The sequence below is a fragment of the Pseudomonas entomophila genome (assembly GCF_013523125.1).
GTDB classification, from domain to species: Bacteria; Pseudomonadota; Gammaproteobacteria; order Pseudomonadales; family Pseudomonadaceae; genus Aquipseudomonas; species Aquipseudomonas entomophila_B.
In genome coordinates this window covers 61,035-75,659 of record NZ_JAAMQJ010000002.1, presented here as the reverse complement: position 1 = coordinate 75,659, position 14,625 = coordinate 61,035, and the positions used below count along the sequence as shown (strand labels likewise).

General features: G+C 65.9%; 19 protein-coding genes. 9 read left to right on the top strand and 10 right to left on the bottom strand.

Translation table 11 applies throughout. The features are described 5' to 3' along the window. Window positions 1-61: 61 nt before the first annotated feature. Window positions 62-1,045, bottom strand: a complete 984-nt coding sequence (locus G7007_RS01655; protein ID WP_181098746.1) for an NADPH:quinone reductase — start codon at window positions 1,043-1,045, stop codon at window positions 62-64. A 133-nt stretch (window positions 1,046-1,178) separates the two neighbouring features. Between G7007_RS01655 and hemF the strand changes: the two genes are divergently transcribed. Next, window positions 1,179-2,090 carry an oxygen-dependent coproporphyrinogen oxidase gene (gene hemF, locus G7007_RS01650; RefSeq protein ID WP_181098745.1) on the top strand — a complete coding sequence of 304 codons (912 nt, stop codon included), beginning with the start codon at window positions 1,179-1,181 and terminating at the stop codon, window positions 2,088-2,090. A 26-nt stretch (window positions 2,091-2,116) separates the two neighbouring features. After that, a complete protein-coding gene (aroE, locus tag G7007_RS01645) occupies window positions 2,117-2,941 on the top strand; it encodes a shikimate dehydrogenase (RefSeq protein WP_181098744.1) in 825 nt (274 codons plus the stop codon). A 10-nt stretch (window positions 2,942-2,951) separates the two neighbouring features. Here the strand turns inward: aroE and G7007_RS01640 are convergent, their stop codons facing one another. Further along, window positions 2,952-4,523, bottom strand: a complete 1,572-nt coding sequence (locus G7007_RS01640; RefSeq protein ID WP_181098743.1) for a SulP family inorganic anion transporter — start codon at window positions 4,521-4,523, stop codon at window positions 2,952-2,954. A gap of 255 nt (window positions 4,524-4,778) precedes the next feature. On the opposite strand from G7007_RS01640, the gene G7007_RS01635 reads away from it, so the two are divergent. Further along, the gene (locus G7007_RS01635) at window positions 4,779-5,111 is read left to right on the top strand and encodes a DOPA 4,5-dioxygenase family protein (protein WP_181098742.1); all 333 of its coding nucleotides are present in this window, start codon (window positions 4,779-4,781) and stop codon (window positions 5,109-5,111) included. Window positions 5,112-5,180: 69 nt separating this feature from the next. Here the strand turns inward: G7007_RS01635 and trpA are convergent, their stop codons facing one another. Together trpA and trpB are read right to left on the bottom strand one after the other, a co-directional pair. Then, complete coding sequence (gene trpA / locus G7007_RS01630) at window positions 5,181-5,987, bottom strand: tryptophan synthase subunit alpha (RefSeq protein ID WP_181098741.1); 807 nt, start codon at window positions 5,985-5,987, stop codon at window positions 5,181-5,183. Then, complete coding sequence (gene trpB / locus G7007_RS01625; RefSeq protein WP_181098740.1) at window positions 5,984-7,201, bottom strand: tryptophan synthase subunit beta; 1,218 nt, start codon at window positions 7,199-7,201, stop codon at window positions 5,984-5,986. Before trpB ends, trpA begins: the two co-directional genes overlap by 4 nt. A 106-nt stretch (window positions 7,202-7,307) precedes the next feature. Between trpB and G7007_RS01620 the strand changes: the two genes are divergently transcribed. Beyond that, window positions 7,308-8,204 (top strand): LysR family transcriptional regulator, encoded by an 897-nt coding sequence (locus tag G7007_RS01620; RefSeq protein ID WP_181098739.1) that lies wholly within the window; start codon window positions 7,308-7,310, stop codon window positions 8,202-8,204. Here the strand turns inward: G7007_RS01620 and G7007_RS01615 are convergent. Further along, window positions 8,201-8,524, bottom strand: coding sequence for a DUF883 family protein (locus tag G7007_RS01615; protein WP_181098738.1), 324 nt, complete (start codon window positions 8,522-8,524; stop codon window positions 8,201-8,203). The two genes, G7007_RS01620 and G7007_RS01615, sit on opposite strands and share 4 nt — an antisense overlap. A gap of 152 nt (window positions 8,525-8,676) precedes the next feature. Between G7007_RS01615 and G7007_RS01610 the strand changes: the two genes are divergently transcribed. Continuing rightward, complete coding sequence (locus tag G7007_RS01610) at window positions 8,677-8,892, top strand: dodecin (RefSeq protein ID WP_060395491.1); 216 nt, start codon at window positions 8,677-8,679, stop codon at window positions 8,890-8,892. A 92-nt stretch (window positions 8,893-8,984) separates the two neighbouring features. Continuing rightward, window positions 8,985-9,209, top strand: a complete 225-nt coding sequence (locus G7007_RS01605) for a DUF1161 domain-containing protein (protein WP_181098737.1) — start codon at window positions 8,985-8,987, stop codon at window positions 9,207-9,209. A gap of 189 nt (window positions 9,210-9,398) precedes the next feature. Here G7007_RS01605 and G7007_RS01600 read toward each other — a convergent pair whose 3' ends face one another. Continuing rightward, the gene (locus tag G7007_RS01600) at window positions 9,399-10,403 is read right to left on the bottom strand and encodes an LLM class flavin-dependent oxidoreductase (RefSeq protein WP_181098875.1); all 1,005 of its coding nucleotides are present in this window, start codon (window positions 10,401-10,403) and stop codon (window positions 9,399-9,401) included. 152 nt (window positions 10,404-10,555) lie between these two features. On the opposite strand from G7007_RS01600, the gene G7007_RS01595 reads away from it, so the two are divergent. Then, on the top strand, window positions 10,556-10,981 hold the full coding sequence (locus G7007_RS01595; protein ID WP_181098736.1) for an OsmC family protein: 426 nt from the start codon (window positions 10,556-10,558) through the stop codon (window positions 10,979-10,981). A 70-nt stretch (window positions 10,982-11,051) separates the two neighbouring features. Next, window positions 11,052-11,285, top strand: coding sequence for a DUF1161 domain-containing protein (locus G7007_RS01590; protein ID WP_181098735.1), 234 nt, complete (start codon window positions 11,052-11,054; stop codon window positions 11,283-11,285). A 13-nt stretch (window positions 11,286-11,298) separates the two neighbouring features. Here G7007_RS01590 and G7007_RS01585 read toward each other — a convergent pair whose 3' ends face one another. Next, entirely contained in the window at window positions 11,299-11,712 is a 414-nt protein-coding gene (locus tag G7007_RS01585; RefSeq protein WP_181098874.1) for a PA0061/PA0062 family lipoprotein, read from the bottom strand. 50 nt (window positions 11,713-11,762) lie between these two features. Further along, the gene (locus tag G7007_RS01580) at window positions 11,763-12,176 is read right to left on the bottom strand and encodes a PA0061/PA0062 family lipoprotein (protein WP_181098734.1); all 414 of its coding nucleotides are present in this window, start codon (window positions 12,174-12,176) and stop codon (window positions 11,763-11,765) included. A 66-nt stretch (window positions 12,177-12,242) separates the two neighbouring features. On the opposite strand from G7007_RS01580, the gene G7007_RS01575 reads away from it, so the two are divergent. After that, window positions 12,243-13,337 (top strand): aminopeptidase, encoded by a 1,095-nt coding sequence (locus G7007_RS01575; protein WP_181098733.1) that lies wholly within the window; start codon window positions 12,243-12,245, stop codon window positions 13,335-13,337. Between the two features lie 22 nt (window positions 13,338-13,359). On the opposite strand, the gene G7007_RS01570 is transcribed toward G7007_RS01575, so the two are convergent. Both G7007_RS01570 and G7007_RS01565 read right to left on the bottom strand, forming a co-directional pair. After that, window positions 13,360-14,019 carry an HAD family hydrolase gene (locus tag G7007_RS01570; RefSeq protein WP_181098732.1) on the bottom strand — a complete coding sequence of 220 codons (660 nt, stop codon included), beginning with the start codon at window positions 14,017-14,019 and terminating at the stop codon, window positions 13,360-13,362. 19 nt (window positions 14,020-14,038) lie between these two features. After that, window positions 14,039-14,584, bottom strand: a complete 546-nt coding sequence (locus G7007_RS01565; RefSeq protein ID WP_181098731.1) for a gamma carbonic anhydrase family protein — start codon at window positions 14,582-14,584, stop codon at window positions 14,039-14,041. Window positions 14,585-14,625 lie beyond the last annotated feature (41 nt).

The window sequence follows — 14,625 nt, the reverse complement described above, 5'->3', positions numbered from 1 at the left end:
GTGCGTGGACGGCTCAGGCACGCTCAGTGCCCGAGTCGTCGCTCAGCTTAGCGGGAAGGACTCATCCTTCCGGCAGCAACACTGTAGAGCCGACCGTCTCGCGCCCCGAAAGGGCCTTCTGCGCCTCGGCCGCCTCGCTCAGCGCATAGCGCTGCTGCACGTCCACCGTCAGCTGGCCGCGGGTGATCATCGCGAACAGGTCATCAGCCATGGCCTGGGTCTGCTCGGGAGTGCTGGTGTAGGTGGCCAGGGTCGGGCGGGTCACATACAGCGAGCCCTTCTGCGCCAGGATGCCCAAGTTGACACCGCTCACCGCCCCCGAGGCGTTGCCGAAGCTGACCATCAGACCACGGGGCTGCAGGCAGTCCAGCGAAGTCAGCCAGGTGTCGGCACCGACGCCATCGTAGACCACCGCGCACTTGCGGCCGTCGGTCAGCTCCAGCACGCGCTTGGCGACGTCTTCGTGGCTGTAGTCGATGGTCGCCCAAGCGCCCAGGGCCTTGGCACGCTCGGCCTTTTCCGCCGAACCGACGGTGCCGATCAGCCTGGCGCCCAGGGCCTTGGCCCATTGGCAGGCCAACGAGCCGACGCCACCGGCGGCGGCATGGAACAGCACGTAGTCGTCGGGCTGCACGGCATAGGTCTGCTTGAACAGGTACTGCACGGTCAGGCCCTTGAGCATCACCGCCGCGGCCTGCTCGAAACTGATCGCCTCGGGCAGGCTGACCAGGTTGCCTTCCGGCAGCGTGTGCACGTCGCTGTAGGCGCCGAGCGGGCCACCGGCGTAGGCCACGCGATCACCGACCTTGAACCGAGTGACGCCTTCGCCGATCACCTCGACCACGCCCGCCCCTTCGGTGCCCAGGCCCGACGGCAACGCCGGTGGCGGGTACAGGCCATTGCGGAAATAGGTGTCGATGAAGTTCAGGCCGATGGCCTTGTTGCGCACCTGGACCTGGTTCGGACCTGGCGCTTTGGGTTCGAAGGTCACCAGTTGCAGGACTTCCGGGCCACCATGCTGGCTGAACTCTATACGTTGGGCCATCTCGCACTCCTGTTGTCGTGATCAGGGAAGACCTGCTATCTGGCGCCTTTGCTCGACCGCCGTCAACTGCGGGGTGCCGCTGGCCGATGCTATGCTAGGCGCGATTTCCTTCCTGCCGCCACCGGGTGACCCGATGACCAGCCGTACCGAGGCCGTGAAGGCCTACCTGCTCGACCTGCAAGACCGTATCTGCGCCGCCCTGGAACGCGAGGACGGCACCGCCCGCTTCGTCGAAGACGCCTGGGTGCGTGATGCCGGGGGCGGTGGACGGACCCGGGTCATCGGCGAAGGCGCGCTGATCGAGAAAGGGGGCGTGAACTTCTCCCATGTCTTCGGGGCCGGCCTGCCGCCGTCGGCCAGTGCCCATCGACCGGAACTGGCCGGGCGTGGTTTCGAGGCCCTGGGCGTCTCGCTGGTCATCCATCCCTACAACCCTCACGTGCCGACCTCGCACGCCAACGTGCGTTTCTTCATCGCCGAGAAGGAGGGCGAGGAAGCGGTCTGGTGGTTCGGCGGCGGCTTCGACCTGACGCCCTACTACGGCAACGAAGAAGACTGCGTGCACTGGCACCGGGTCGCCGAGCGTGCCTGCGCGCCGTTCGGCCCTGACGTCTACCCGCGCTACAAGGCCTGGTGCGACCGCTACTTCCACCTCAAGCACCGGGGCGAGCCCCGTGGCATCGGCGGGCTGTTCTTCGACGACCTCAACGCGTGGGACTTCGACACCTGCTTCGCCTTCCTCCGTGCCATCGGTGATGCCTACCTGGAGGCCTACCTGCCCATCGTGCAGCGTCGCAAGCACCTGGCCTACACGGCCCAGCAACGGGAATTCCAGGAATACCGCCGGGGACGCTACGTGGAGTTCAACCTGGTCTACGACCGCGGCACGCTGTTCGGCCTGCAGTCGGGCGGGCGTACCGAGTCGATCCTCATGTCGTTGCCCCCCCAGGTACGCTGGGGCTACGACTGGAAGCCGGCACCAGGCAGCGAAGAGGCTCGCCTGACCGATTATTTCCTGACCGATCGAGACTGGTTGGGGCAATGACCGCTGTGGATAACTCAGGAGCAGACATGGACCAGTACGTCGTTTTCGGCAACCCGATCGGCCACAGCAAGTCGCCGTCGATCCATCGGCTGTTCGCCGAGCAGACCGGCCAGGCCCTGGCCTACACCACCCTGCTGGCGCCCATCGACGGGTTCAGCGCGTGCGCGCTGGGCTTCTTCAAGCAAGGCCAGGGGGCCAACGTCACCATACCGTTCAAGGAAGAAGCCTTGCACTTGTGTGACCACCTGACAGCGCGTGCGCAGCGTGCAGGCGCCGTGAACACCTTGAGCAAACTCGACGACGGCACGTTGCAAGGCGACAACACCGACGGTGCCGGGCTGGTCCGTGACCTGACGGTCAATGCCGGGGTCACGCTGGCCGGCAAGCGCATCCTGGTCCTGGGGGCGGGCGGCGCCGTGCGCGGGGTGCTCGAGCCACTGCTGGCGCAGGGCCCGAAGGCCGTGCTGATCGCCAACCGTACCGTGGAGAAGGCCGAGCACCTGGCCCGCGAGTTCGCCGACCTGGGGCCGGTGATCGGCAGCGGCTTCACCGCCTTCGTCGAACCGGTGGACCTGATCGTCAACGCCACCTCCGCCAGCCTGGCCGGCGAACTGCCGCCCCTGGCCGACAGCCTGGTCGAGCCGGGTCGCACGGTGTGCTACGACATGATGTACGGCCGCGAACCGACGCCGTTCTGCCAATGGGCCACGCGCCTAGGTGCCGCCCAGGTGCTGGACGGGCTGGGCATGCTCGCCGAGCAGGCCGCGGAAGCCTTCGAAGGCTGGCGAGGCGTACGACCGGACACCGCACCAGTACTGGCGCACCTGCGCCGTCAGTTGACCCAAGGCTGAGCGCCGAGGGTCACGTCGGGTCGGTGAAGCGGATGGGACAGTGCGCGGCCCCTTCCAGCGTCTGGATATCGACCATCACCTGCGCCCGTGCGCGACGCAGGGTCAGACTGCCGCCACGACGCGCCAGCCGCCGCGCCTCGCGGTGCAGCATGTCCACGCCCGAATAGTCGATGAAGTTGATCTGCGGCGCCTCGACGATCACGTGCGGCCCTTGGCAGCGCTGCAGGCGCACCTGCAGGTGATGGGCCGCGCCGAAGAAGATCGAGCCGCCGATCCTGAGTACGTCCGTGTCACCCTCGCGACTCTGCTGCACGCGAGGGCGGGACGTGCGCTTGAGGTAGAAGAACAGCGAGGCCAGCACGCCGGCGTAGATGGCCGTCTGCAACTCCAGCAGCAAGGTGGCGCAGGCGGTCAGCGCCATCACGACGAATTCGGCGCGGCTGACCCGGAACAGCGCGGCGATGGCCGGTCGGTCCATCAGCCCCCAGCAGATCAGCAGGATGCCGCCGGCCATGGCCGGCACCGGCAGCCAGGCGATCAGGCTGGCGCTGGTCAAGGCGAACACGCCCAGCCACAGGGCCGAGCAGACGCCGGCCAGCGGCGAGCGGGCACCGGCGTCCAGGTTCAGGCCGGAGCGGGTGAAGGAGCCGGACGACAGGTACCCGGAGCACAGCGAGCCGACCAGGTTGGACAGACCCTGGCCACGAATCTCCTGGTCGGCGTCGATCAGTTGCTCCGAGCGTGCCGAGAGCGAGCGGGCGATCGACAGGCTGGTGACCAATCCCAGCATGCCCACGGCCACCGCGCTGGGCAGCAGGCGCAGGATCGTCTCGGCGTCCAGCAGCGGCAGGGGGCTGAGCGGTGGCAACTGGCCGACGAAGGCCGGTACGCGTGTCACTTCTCCGAACAGGCCTGGCAAAGACCAGGCTAGCAGGCTGATGGCCGTCAGACTGATCAGTAACCCCGGCCAGCGAGGACGCCAGCGCTTGAAGCCTGCGCCGAGCAGCACCGTCGCCAGACCGAGCACCATGGCCGGCACATCCACCTCGCCCGCGTGGGCCAGCAGGGCCTGCGCGGTCCCCAGGGCCGTGGCCTGGCTGGGCAGGTCCAGACCGAGCAGATTGGGCATCTGGCCCAGGGCGATGACCACCGCTGCGCCCAGGCTGAAGCCGAGCACCACGGCGTGGGAGACGAAATCCACCAGCGTGCCGAAGCGCAGCAGGCCGAGGGTGAGCTGGAACAGGCCAGCCACGAAGGTCAGCAGCAGCACCAAGGTCACGTAGTCGGCACTGCCTGGAACGGCCAGAGGACTGATGCTGGCGTAGAGCACGACTGAAATGGCCGCTGTGGGACCACTGATCAGGTGCCAGGACGAGCCCCAGAGGCAGGCGATCACCACCGGCACCATGGCTGCGTACAACCCGTATTCGGCAGGCAGTCCGGCGATCAGGGCATAGGCAATGGACTGTGGCAGCGCCAGGATGGCGCCGCTGAGGCCGACCAGCACGTCCTGGCGCAGGTCGCGCCAGGTCAGGTGCGGCAGCCAGGCCATGAAGGGCAGTAAGCGATGAAGACGGCGCATGATCAGGGACGCGTTCTGGCGAAGGGATGGAGCGAGCGTGGTAAATCCGGCCGAGCGAAGCAAGTTTATTTTCGCAGCGCTGATGGACGTCGACCATCGGGTCGGGCTACGCCTCCCTGTCTAGCCTGTGAAGAAAAATGGAACGGGTTGTCCTGCGCACCTTCAATCCATGGACAGCACGTAGCCCCGTCCCGTCTCTTCGTCAGACCCCTGTATAGTCCGACGCACGGACTGTCCCTCTCTTCAGGAGCCTTCGTGCAAAGAATCCAGGGCTACCATGCCCACGTCTACTTCGACGCCCAGACCTTCGAGCAGGCCCGTACCTTGTGCGAGGAAGCGGCCACGCTGTTTCCCGTCACCTTGGGCCGACTCCACCAACGGCCGGTCGGACCGCACCCTGACTGGAGCTGTCAGCTGGCTTTCGATCCGGAATTCATCGGTGTGGTGCTGCCCTGGCTGGCGCTCAACCGTAACGGGCTGGTGGTGTTCCTGCACCCGCTGACGGGCGATGAGCTGGCCGACCACCGCGACCACGCCATCTGGATGGGCGCGGTCAGGCCGTTGAACCTGGCGCTGTTCGGAGGATGAGCCACGGCGCCTGAACGGCGCGGCGCCCATGCCGGGTCCGAAGACCCGGCGTAGGACGGTGACGGACGCTCAGCGCGCGTGGCGTACGCCAGCGGCCAGCTCGGCGCACAACCCCAGCACGTCCGTCACGGCCTGTTCTGCCGTCGGTGCCTGGGCCACTTTGTCGATCAGCGCCGAACCGACCACGACGCCGTCGGCCAGTCGCGCGATGGCGGCCGCCTGCTCGGCGGTACGGATGCCAAAGCCAACGCTGATCGGCAGAGCGGTGTGCCGGCGCAGGCGCTCGATGGCCTGGGTGACCTGGTCAGTGGTAGCCGAGCCGGCACCGGTGACGCCGGCGACCGACACGTAGTAGACGAACCCGGAGCTGCGCGCCAGCACACGCGGCAGGCGGGCGTCATCGGTGGTCGGCGTGGTCAGGCGGATGAAGTCGATCCCTGCCGCATGGGCCGGGTCGGCCAGCTCGGCATCGTGCTCGGGCGGCAGGTCGACGATGATCAGCCCATCGACACCCGCGTCGCGGGCCTCGCCGATGAAACGCTCCACGCCAAAACGATGGATCGGGTTGTAATAGCCCATCAGCACGATCGGCGTGGTCTGATCGTCGATGCGGAAGTCGCGCACCATCTGCAGCGTCTTGGCCAGGGTCTGACCGGCCTCCAGCGCTCGCAGGGTCGCCAGCTGGATGGCCACGCCATCGGCCATCGGATCGGTGAAGGGCATGCCCAGCTCGATCACGTCCGCACCCGCCTTCGGCAGGCCCTTGAGGATCGCCAGAGAGGCGTCGTAACCAGGGTCGCCTGCGGTGATGAAGGTGACCAGGGCCGCGCGGCCTTCGGCTTTCAGTTCGGCAAAACGCTGTTCGAGGCGGCTCATGCCACGGTCTCCTGGGCAGCCATGTGGTTCATCACGGTGTGCATGTCCTTGTCGCCACGCCCGGACAGGCAGATGACCATCAGGTGATCCTTGGGCAGCGAGGGGGCGATGCGCAGCGCTTCGGCGACGGCGTGAGCACTCTCCAGGGCCGGGATGATGCCTTCGAGCCGGCAGCATGTGTGGAACGCTGCCAGGGCCTCGTCGTCGGTGATGCTGACGTACTCGACGCGCTTCACCTCGTGCAGGTGCGCATGCTCGGGGCCGATGCCCGGGTAGTCCAGGCCGGCCGAGATCGAGTGGGCATCGGTGATCTGCCCGTCGTCGTCCTGCAGCAGGTAGGTGCGGTTGCCGTGCAGTACGCCGGGCACGCCGCCGTTGAGGCTGGCGGCATGCTTGTCGGTGGTCACGCCATGACCGCCCGCTTCGACGCCGATGATGCGCACGCTCGGGTCGTCGAGGAATTCGTGGAACAGGCCCATGGCATTGGAGCCGCCGCCGACGCAGGCGATCAGGCTGTCGGGCAGGCGCCCTTCCTTCTCCTGCAACTGGGCACGGGTTTCCTTGCCGATGATCGACTGGAAGTCACGGACCATGGCCGGGTAAGGGTGCGGGCCGGCGACGGTGCCGATGAGGTAGAAGGTGTCGTCGACGTTGGTGACCCAGTCGCGCAGGGCCTCGTTCATCGCGTCCTTGAGCGTGCCGGTGCCCGCGGTGACTGGCACGATCTCGGCACCGAGCAGCTTCATGCGGAACACGTTGGCCTGCTGGCGTTCGATGTCGGTGGCGCCCATGTAGATCACGCAGGGCAGGCCGAAGCGCGCCGCGACGGTGGCGGTGGCCACGCCGTGCATGCCGGCGCCGGTCTCGGCGATCAGGCGCTTCTTGCCCATGCGCTTGGCCAGCAGCACCTGGCCGATGCAGTTGTTCACCTTGTGCGCGCCGGTGTGGTTGAGCTCTTCGCGCTTGAAGTAGATCTTGGCGCCGCCGCAGTGCTCGGTCAGGCGCTCGGCGAAGTACAGCGGATTGGGGCGGCCGATGTAGTCACGCTGGAAGTAGGCCAGTTCTTCAAGAAACGCCGGGTCGGCCTTGGCCGCCTCGTACTCGCGCGCCAGGTCCAGCACCAGGGGCATCAGGGTTTCGGCGACATAGCGGCCGCCGAACGAGCCGAACAGGCCGTTGGCATCCGGGCCGGCGCGGTAGTGAGTCTGGGTCATGACGTTCTCCAGCATGAACAAGGGCGATGACGGTTACTGTAACCAGCGCAGTGCGCCGTGAAAACCGATAAGATCGTCTCGACTTGTCAGGAAAACTCACACGACCATGGCCCATGACCTTCCCCCGCTCAACGCGCTCAAGGCCTTCGAGGCCGCCGCACGGCTCAACAGCGTCAGCCAGGCGGCAGAATCCCTGCACGTGACCCATGGCGCGGTGAGCCGGCAGATCAAGTTGCTGGAGGAACACCTGGGCGTCGCACTGTTTCGCAAGGAAGGGCGTGGCCTAAAACTCACGGACGCCGGCGGCCGTCTGTTCGAGGCCAGCGGGGAGGCATTCGACCGTCTACGTCAGGTCTGTGCCGAACTGGGGCAGACGCAGGACCAAGCGCCTTTCGTGCTGGGTTGCTCGGGCAGTCTGCTGGCGCGCTGGTTCATTCCGCGCCTGGGGCGCCTGGAGGCGGAACTGCCCGATCTGCGCCTGCATTTGTCCGCAGGCGACGGCGACGCCGATCCCCGGCGAACGGGCCTGGACGCCTGGCTGGTGTTCGCTGAACCGCCCTGGCCGTCGGACATGCAGGTGCACATGCTGGCACAGGAGCGCATCGGCCCTGTCATGAGCCCTTACGTGCAGGGTAGCGAGCTTCTGCGTCAGGCCCCCGCCGAGCGACTGCTCGAGGAGCGTCTGTTACAGACCCGCTCTCGGCCGCAGGCCTGGCCGACCTGGGCACGGCAACAGCACCTCGACCCGGCCCGATTGACGTTCGGTCAGGATTTCGAACATTTGTATTATTTGCTCGAGGCAGCCCTGGCAGGGCTGGGTGTGGCGATCGCCCCGGAGCCGCTGGTGGCGGACGACCTGCGTTCGGGCAGGCTGGTCGCGCCATGGGGGTTCACACCGACCACGGCGGTCTTGTCACTCTGGGTGCCTCGACGCGCCAATGACCGGCGCGCCGAGCGCCTGGCGCAGTGGCTACGCGCCGAGCTGGAGCGACGGGTCGATTAGCCGCGCTTGCACAGCATCAGGGCCGCGATCAGGCCGATGGCACCGACGGCCACGCCAGCGGTGGTCCATGGATTTTCCTGGGCGTAATCACGGGTGGCGATGCCGGTCTGGCGGGTGCGCGCCTTGACTTCGGTGTAGGCATCGCCCAGCAGGCTGCGCGAGTGCTTCAGCGCCTTCTCGGCGTTTTCGCGAATGGCCTTGAGGCTCTTGGTCGACTCTTCGGAGGCATCGCTCTTGAGGCCTTCCAGGGATTTGAGCAGGCTTTCGATTTCCGCTTCCATACTTTCCAGCGATTGCTTGCGCAACGAGTGATTGGCCATGGTGTATCTCCTTCGCAGTGGGATGAGCTGTACAGGAATGCGACTGCATGGGTGGGGGAAAGTGCGATCGAACTTTCTGCCTCAGTCAAGGCTCGCAGCTAGACAAGGTCCGGGTACCGGACCCTCGCTGACGTCACCCAAGGAGAACGCTCATGTCGGACCATCACACCTACAAGCTCGTTGAACTGGTCGGCTCGTCCACCACCAGCATCGAAGACGCCATCCATCACGCCCTGGACGAAGCCGGCAAGTCCATCGAGAACATGGAATGGTTCGAAGTGACCGAAACCCGTGGTCACATCCAGGATGGCAAGGTCGGGCATTTCCAGGTATCGCTCAAGGTCGGCTTCCGCATCATCGCCAGCTGACCCTGGCCGCCGTGCCGGTGCACCCAGCATTTTGAGTGTCAGGGCATCATCGATGCCCTGGTTCGCAGTGATAGCCAAAAGGAACAGGGTCGATGAAAAAACTGGTGATGGCGGTAGGGCTCATGGCCGTGGCAGGTACCGCATTGGCGGCTGGCAAGCCCTGCGCCGAGCTGCAACAGGAGATCGAGGCCAAGCTCGATGCCAAGAACGTCAGCAACTATGTGCTAGAGGTCGTGGACAAGGGGGCAGGTGGCGGCAAAGTCGTCGGGTCGTGCGAAGGCGGGACCAAGGACATCGTCTACCGCCGCGAAGGCTGAGGCCAGCGCCGATTCGAAACGTCAGGCGTGCCGTCGCCGTGCAGGCCGCCTCTGAGGACCAGAAGCGCAGGCCCGGCGACAACTGAAGCCGCGTCGTCATGATGTTCCTGCAGGCCCGCCGGGCTACCCGGTCGCGGGTAGCACCTGAGGCCTATCCAAGAAGGTCATCTCCCTCGGCCTTCTCCCTCTTCACGCCGTCTGCAATGCCTCGGCCAACAGGGCATAGGACCGCAACCGATCCTCGTGCTCGTACAGGTCGCAGGTAAAGATCAATTCGTCCGCACCCGTCTGCTCCAGCAGCACCTCGACCTTGGCTCGGACCTTCTGCGGGCTGCCGATCATCGCCAGGCCCAGGAAGCTCGACACCGCGTCCCGCTCGTGGGGCAGCCACAGACCTTCCATGCTGTCGACCGGCGGCTGCTGCATCAGGCTCTGGCCGCGGATCAACGCCAGGATCCGGCGGTATACCGAGGTCGCAAGGTAATCGGCGCGCTCGTCGGTGTCGGCGACCACCATCGGCACGCCCAGCATCACATACGGCTTGTCCAGCACCGTGGAGGGCTGGAAATGGTCCCGGTAGATGCGAATCGCCTCGTGCATGTAGCGCGGTGCGAAGTGCGAGGCGAAGGCATAGGGCAACCCGCGCATCCCGGCCAGCTGGGCGCTGAACAGGCTCGAGCCCAACAGCCAGATCGGCACCTCGGTGTCGTAGCCCGGCACGGCGATCACGCGCTGGTCCGGCGTGCGCGGACCCAGGTAGCGGCTCAGCTCCTCGACGTCGTCGGGAAAATCGTCGGCACTCCCCGAGCGCTCACGGCGTAGCGCGCGTGCCGTCAGTTGATCGGAGCCCGGCGCGCGGCCCAGGCCCAGGTCTATGCGGCCTGGGTAGAGGCTGGCGAGGGTGCCGAACTGCTCGGCCACTACCAGCGGCGCATGGTTCGGCAGCATGATGCCGCCCGCCCCGACCCGCAGAGTCGAGGTGCCACCGGCCAGGTGACCCAGCAGCACGGCCGTGGCCGAACTGGCGATGCCATCCATGTTGTGGTGCTCGGCGATCCAGAAACGGTTGTAACCCAGTCGCTCGGCGTGTCTGGCCAGGTCGAGCGAGTTGTGCAGCGCTTGGGCCGTGCCCTGGTCGGCACGTACCGGCACTAGGTCCAGCACGGAAATCTTGAGGTCGCGCACGTGCGTCATGAGGGTCTCCAGGAAAGGGGTGGCCATCGGGCCTTCCTCTCTCTGTATGGGCGGATCGATGAGAATCAATGGCCCGCCGATCGGTTGGAACTTGCCTGGGGGTGTGTTTTCTCAAGCCTTACGTACCCAACCTCAATGTCCTGGAGGGCATCATGAAAAAGACAGCATCGGCACACTGGCAAGGTGGTCTCAAGGATGGCAAGGGATACATCTCCACGCAAAGTGGTGCGCTCAAAGACAATGCTTACGGCTTCAACACCCGTTTCGAAGACACGCCGGGCACCAACCCGGAAGAGCTGATCGGGGCTGCCCATGCCGGCTGCTTCTCGATGGCCTTCTCGATGATCCTCGGCGAAGCCGGCTTCACGCCCGATAGCATCGACACCAAGGCTGAAGTAACGCTGGAAAAACAGTCGGACGGCTTTGCCATTACCGCCGTGCACCTGGTGCTCCAGGCCAAGGTGCCAGGTGTCGACGAGCAGAAATTCCAGGAACTGGCCAACAAGGCCAAGGAAGGCTGCCCGGTCTCCAAGGTGCTGAACGCCACGATCAGCCTGGACGCGACGCTGCAGGAGTGATCTGCAGGTCTGGAGCGGTGTATTCTTGATTCATCCACCGGCCATCGGGCCCTTGTCGAGGAACCGCTCCATGATCCGTCCCCTTCTGGTTGTTGCCACGTCCCTACTGGCGACAGCTGCCCTGGCAGCCCCCAAGCCCTGTGAAGAGCTCAAGGCCGAGATCGAGGCCAAGATCCAGGCCAGCGGCGTGACCTCCTATACCCTGGAAGTCGTGCCCAACAGCGAGGTCAGCGACCCCAACATGGTGGTGGGCAGCTGCGAAAACGGTACCCGCAAAGTCATCTACCAGCGCAACGACACCTGACCTGCCCGCCTCTTCACGGGATGCAGAATACGTTGCTTGGCTCGTCCACCAGCACCCGCCGCTGTTCGTCATAGAGCAATGCGGTCGGCTGCATGGCCGGCGCGCGCGCCTCAAGTCGATAGCGACGGCCCGCCTCGAAGGCGTCGTAGCGCAGGGTGAGGTAACAGGTCCGGTCGGTCGGGTCGGTAGAGAAACCGCCGGAATAGACTTCATAGTCGAAGCGTACCACCAGCTCATGGCGTCCGGGCGTGACCTGAAAGTAGCGTCCATCTTCCAGGCGCTGGCCATCCAGCCGGTCGGCCATCACCAGTTTGCCGGGGACGAGCGTGCGCAGCTCCACCCAGGCCTGGCCGGGATCCTTCGGCGGCAAAGGACTGGCGCACCCGCCCAATACGCCAAGGGCGGCAAGCATCACGCACAAGCGCATGGTCTTCATTGTGCTGCTCCTGAAAGGTCACAGCATAGCGCGCTGTGCGATCAGCTGCGTTGACAACCGGCAGGCGCGCCCTGGCCGAGCAGGTTCTGCTGCTGGTCGTACAGCTTGACCCAGGGACGGAAACCGATGCTGCCGGCCTGCAGGCGATACCGCTGGCCGGCGTCGAAGTCCTTGAAGGTGACGTTGAGCTGGCAATCGCGCCAGAGCGACTCCGCCTCCGGGCCGATGTTGCTTGGCGCGACCGGAAACTGGTAGCGCACGGTGAGTTCGTGTGGACCGGGTGGGACTTCGAAATAGCGCTTGTCGCCCCAGGCACGATCGTCCACTTCCAGCGCATGCAGCGCAGTGTTCTGTTCAGGGGCCAGGTCCACCCACGCCTGGCCCGGATCCGGCTCGGGCAAGGTGGAGCAGCCAGCAAGCAGCATGAGGGCTGCGAGGGTGAACCTTGTACGCATTGGCGAAACCTCTCCTAGGCAAGTAGTCTGGCGAACACCGGTGGTTGAGCGAGAGGAGTCGCCCCGATGTGCCGACCCGTTCTGCTGCGTTCGAACCTTGCGGCACTCGACCGCGTCTTGGCCTGGTTTGTTCCCCTGCTGGCCTGCGGGCTGATCGCCGGTTGCTCCAGTGCGTCGTACTACGGGCAGCTGGCTCAGGGGCAATGGCAGCTGCTTCGTGCCCGGACGCCGATCACACAGGTGATCGACGATCCTGCGACGGACCCGACCTTGCGCCAGCGCCTGATACAGGCCGAAGAGGCGCGCGTGTTCGCCAGCGACCATCTGAAGCTGCCGGACAACCGTAGCTACCGGGTCTATGCCGATCTGGGCCGTCGCTTCGTGGTCTGGAACGTGTTCGCCACCCCGGCCCTGTCCTTGCACCCGCTCACCCACTGCTTTCCGATCGCCGGGTGCGTGGCCTACCGCGGCTACTACAGCCAGGGCGCCGCCCGGGGTGCCGCCGCGCTGATGCGCCAGCAGGGGCTGGACGTCTACGTCGGCGGTGTCGAAGCCTATTCGACGCTGGGCTGGTTCGATGATCCGATTCTGTCGACCATGACCGGCTGGGGCGACGAACGCCTGGCCACGCTGATCTTTCACGAACTGTCGCACCAGCGCGTCTACGTGAAGGACGACACCGAGTTCAACGAATCCTATGCCACCTTCGTCGAGCAGGAAGGCAGTCGGCAGTGGCGTCGCGCACGGGGCCTGGCGCCTGTGCCCGAGGGCGAGCGAGGTCAGCGTGAAGCCTTCGTCCAGTTGGTGCTGGCCAGTCGCGAGCGCTTGCAGGCCTTGTACGACAGCCCGCTGGATGCCGAGGGCAAGCGCCGGGGCAAACAGGCCGAATTCGAGCGACTGCGCCATGACTACCGCCAACTGCGCGACAGCCAATGGGGCGGCGTGGGCCGGTACGATGCCTGGATCGAAGGCCCGCTGAACAACGCCACGCTTCTGCCCTTCGGGCTCTACGACCGTTGGGTACCGGCCTTCGAGGCGTTGTACCGTCAGGCACCGGGCGACTGGGCACGCTTTCATCAGCGCGTGCAGGCCCTCGGACGACTGCCGCCAGCGGCGCGGCACCAGGCGTTAGCGGCCCTGGCCGCCAGCGCTCGGCCCTGAGCGGCGTTCGAAGCGCCCGTCGCTAAGCGTCATGACCGTGCAGGAACGCCGCGTGCAGCTGCGTCAGCGTCTCGAAATGAAAGTCCGGCGCCTCGGCCAGCAACTCATCATGACTGCCGAAGCCGTAGCCGACCGCCACCGCCTGCACGCCGTTGCGGCGCGCGCCGGTCAGGTCGTGCTTGCGGTCGCCGATCATCAAGGTCTGGGCCGGGTCCAGGCGCTCCTCGTCGAGCAGGTGGCGGATCAGCTCGACCTTGTCGGTGCGGGTGCCGTCCAGTTCGCTGCCGTAGATCACCTTGAAGTGCTGGTCGAAGGCGAAATGCCGGGCGATCTCGCGGGCGTACACCCACGGCTTGGAGGTGGCGATGTACAACGTACGGCCCTGTCCGGCCAAGGTCGACAACAGGGCAGGCACCCCGTCGAAGACCTGGTTCTCGTACAGACCGGTGACGCTGAAGCGCTCACGGTAGTGGTTCACCGCGTCCCAGGCCTTGGCCTCGTCGAACCCGTAGAACTGCATGAACGCCTGCAGCAGCGGCGGCCCGATGAAGGGCTCGAGCCGGGTCAGGTCCGGCTCGTCGATGCCGAGCCGCGCCAGCGCATGCTGGATGGAGCGGGTGATGCCCAGGCGCGGGTCGGTGAGCGTGCCGTCGAGGTCGAACAGGATGTTTGGCTGGTGCATTGAAATCTCGGGTCGGGGGTTAGGGCGCGTCGTAGCCTTCGGCCAGATGCTGGTCCTTGAGCGTGACGTAATTGTTGGCGCTGTAGCTGAAGAAGGCGCGCTCCTTGTCGGTCAACGGCCGTGCCTGACGAACCGGGCTGCCGACGTACAGGTAGCCGCTCTCCAGGCGCTTGCCTGGCGGCACCAGGCTGCCGGCACCGATGATCACCTCGTCCTCGACCACCGCGCCGTCCATGACCGTGCTGCCCATGCCGACCAGGATGCGATTGCCCAGGGTGCAGCCATGCAGCATCACCTTGTGGCCGATGGTCACCTCGTCGCCGATCAGCAACGGGAAGCCGTCAGGGTTGAACGGGCCGGCGTGGGTGATGTGCAGCACGCTGCCATCCTGGACGCTGGTGCGCGCGCCGATGCGGATGCGGTGCATGTCGCCGCGGACAACGGTCAGTGGCCAGACCGAGCTGTCTTCGCCGATTGCCACGTCGCCCAGGACGATGGCCGAACTGTCGACGAACGCGCGGGGTCCCAACTGGGGAGTGTGCTGCCGGAAGGTCCGGATGGCCATGTATAGTGCCCCTCTTGAAGCCTGATAGGTGGCCGCCTGCT

Coding starts and splice junctions, on each gene's coding strand:
- G7007_RS01655 (WP_181098746.1), bottom strand. CDS start 1,045: ATGGCCCAACGTATAGAGTTCAGCCAGCATGGTGGCCCGGAAGTCCTG.
- hemF (WP_181098745.1), top strand. CDS start 1,179: ATGACCAGCCGTACCGAGGCCGTGAAGGCCTACCTGCTCGACCTGCAA.
- aroE (WP_181098744.1), top strand. CDS start 2,117: ATGGACCAGTACGTCGTTTTCGGCAACCCGATCGGCCACAGCAAGTCG.
- G7007_RS01640 (WP_181098743.1), bottom strand. CDS start 4,523: ATGCGCCGTCTTCATCGCTTACTGCCCTTCATGGCCTGGCTGCCGCAC.
- trpA (WP_181098741.1), bottom strand. CDS start 5,987: ATGAGCCGCCTCGAACAGCGTTTTGCCGAACTGAAAGCCGAAGGCCGC.
- trpB (WP_181098740.1), bottom strand. CDS start 7,201: ATGACCCAGACTCACTACCGCGCCGGCCCGGATGCCAACGGCCTGTTC.
- G7007_RS01620 (WP_181098739.1), top strand. CDS start 7,308: ATGGCCCATGACCTTCCCCCGCTCAACGCGCTCAAGGCCTTCGAGGCC.
- G7007_RS01615 (WP_181098738.1), bottom strand. CDS start 8,524: ATGGCCAATCACTCGTTGCGCAAGCAATCGCTGGAAAGTATGGAAGCG.
- G7007_RS01610 (WP_060395491.1), top strand. CDS start 8,677: ATGTCGGACCATCACACCTACAAGCTCGTTGAACTGGTCGGCTCGTCC.
- G7007_RS01605 (WP_181098737.1), top strand. CDS start 8,985: ATGAAAAAACTGGTGATGGCGGTAGGGCTCATGGCCGTGGCAGGTACC.
- G7007_RS01600 (WP_181098875.1), bottom strand. CDS start 10,403: ATGACGCACGTGCGCGACCTCAAGATTTCCGTGCTGGACCTAGTGCCG.
- G7007_RS01595 (WP_181098736.1), top strand. CDS start 10,556: ATGAAAAAGACAGCATCGGCACACTGGCAAGGTGGTCTCAAGGATGGC.
- G7007_RS01590 (WP_181098735.1), top strand. CDS start 11,052: ATGATCCGTCCCCTTCTGGTTGTTGCCACGTCCCTACTGGCGACAGCT.
- G7007_RS01585 (WP_181098874.1), bottom strand. CDS start 11,712: ATGCGCTTGTGCGTGATGCTTGCCGCCCTTGGCGTATTGGGCGGGTGC.
- G7007_RS01580 (WP_181098734.1), bottom strand. CDS start 12,176: ATGCGTACAAGGTTCACCCTCGCAGCCCTCATGCTGCTTGCTGGCTGC.
- G7007_RS01575 (WP_181098733.1), top strand. CDS start 12,243: ATGTGCCGACCCGTTCTGCTGCGTTCGAACCTTGCGGCACTCGACCGC.
- G7007_RS01570 (WP_181098732.1), bottom strand. CDS start 14,019: ATGCACCAGCCAAACATCCTGTTCGACCTCGACGGCACGCTCACCGAC.
- G7007_RS01565 (WP_181098731.1), bottom strand. CDS start 14,584: ATGGCCATCCGGACCTTCCGGCAGCACACTCCCCAGTTGGGACCCCGC.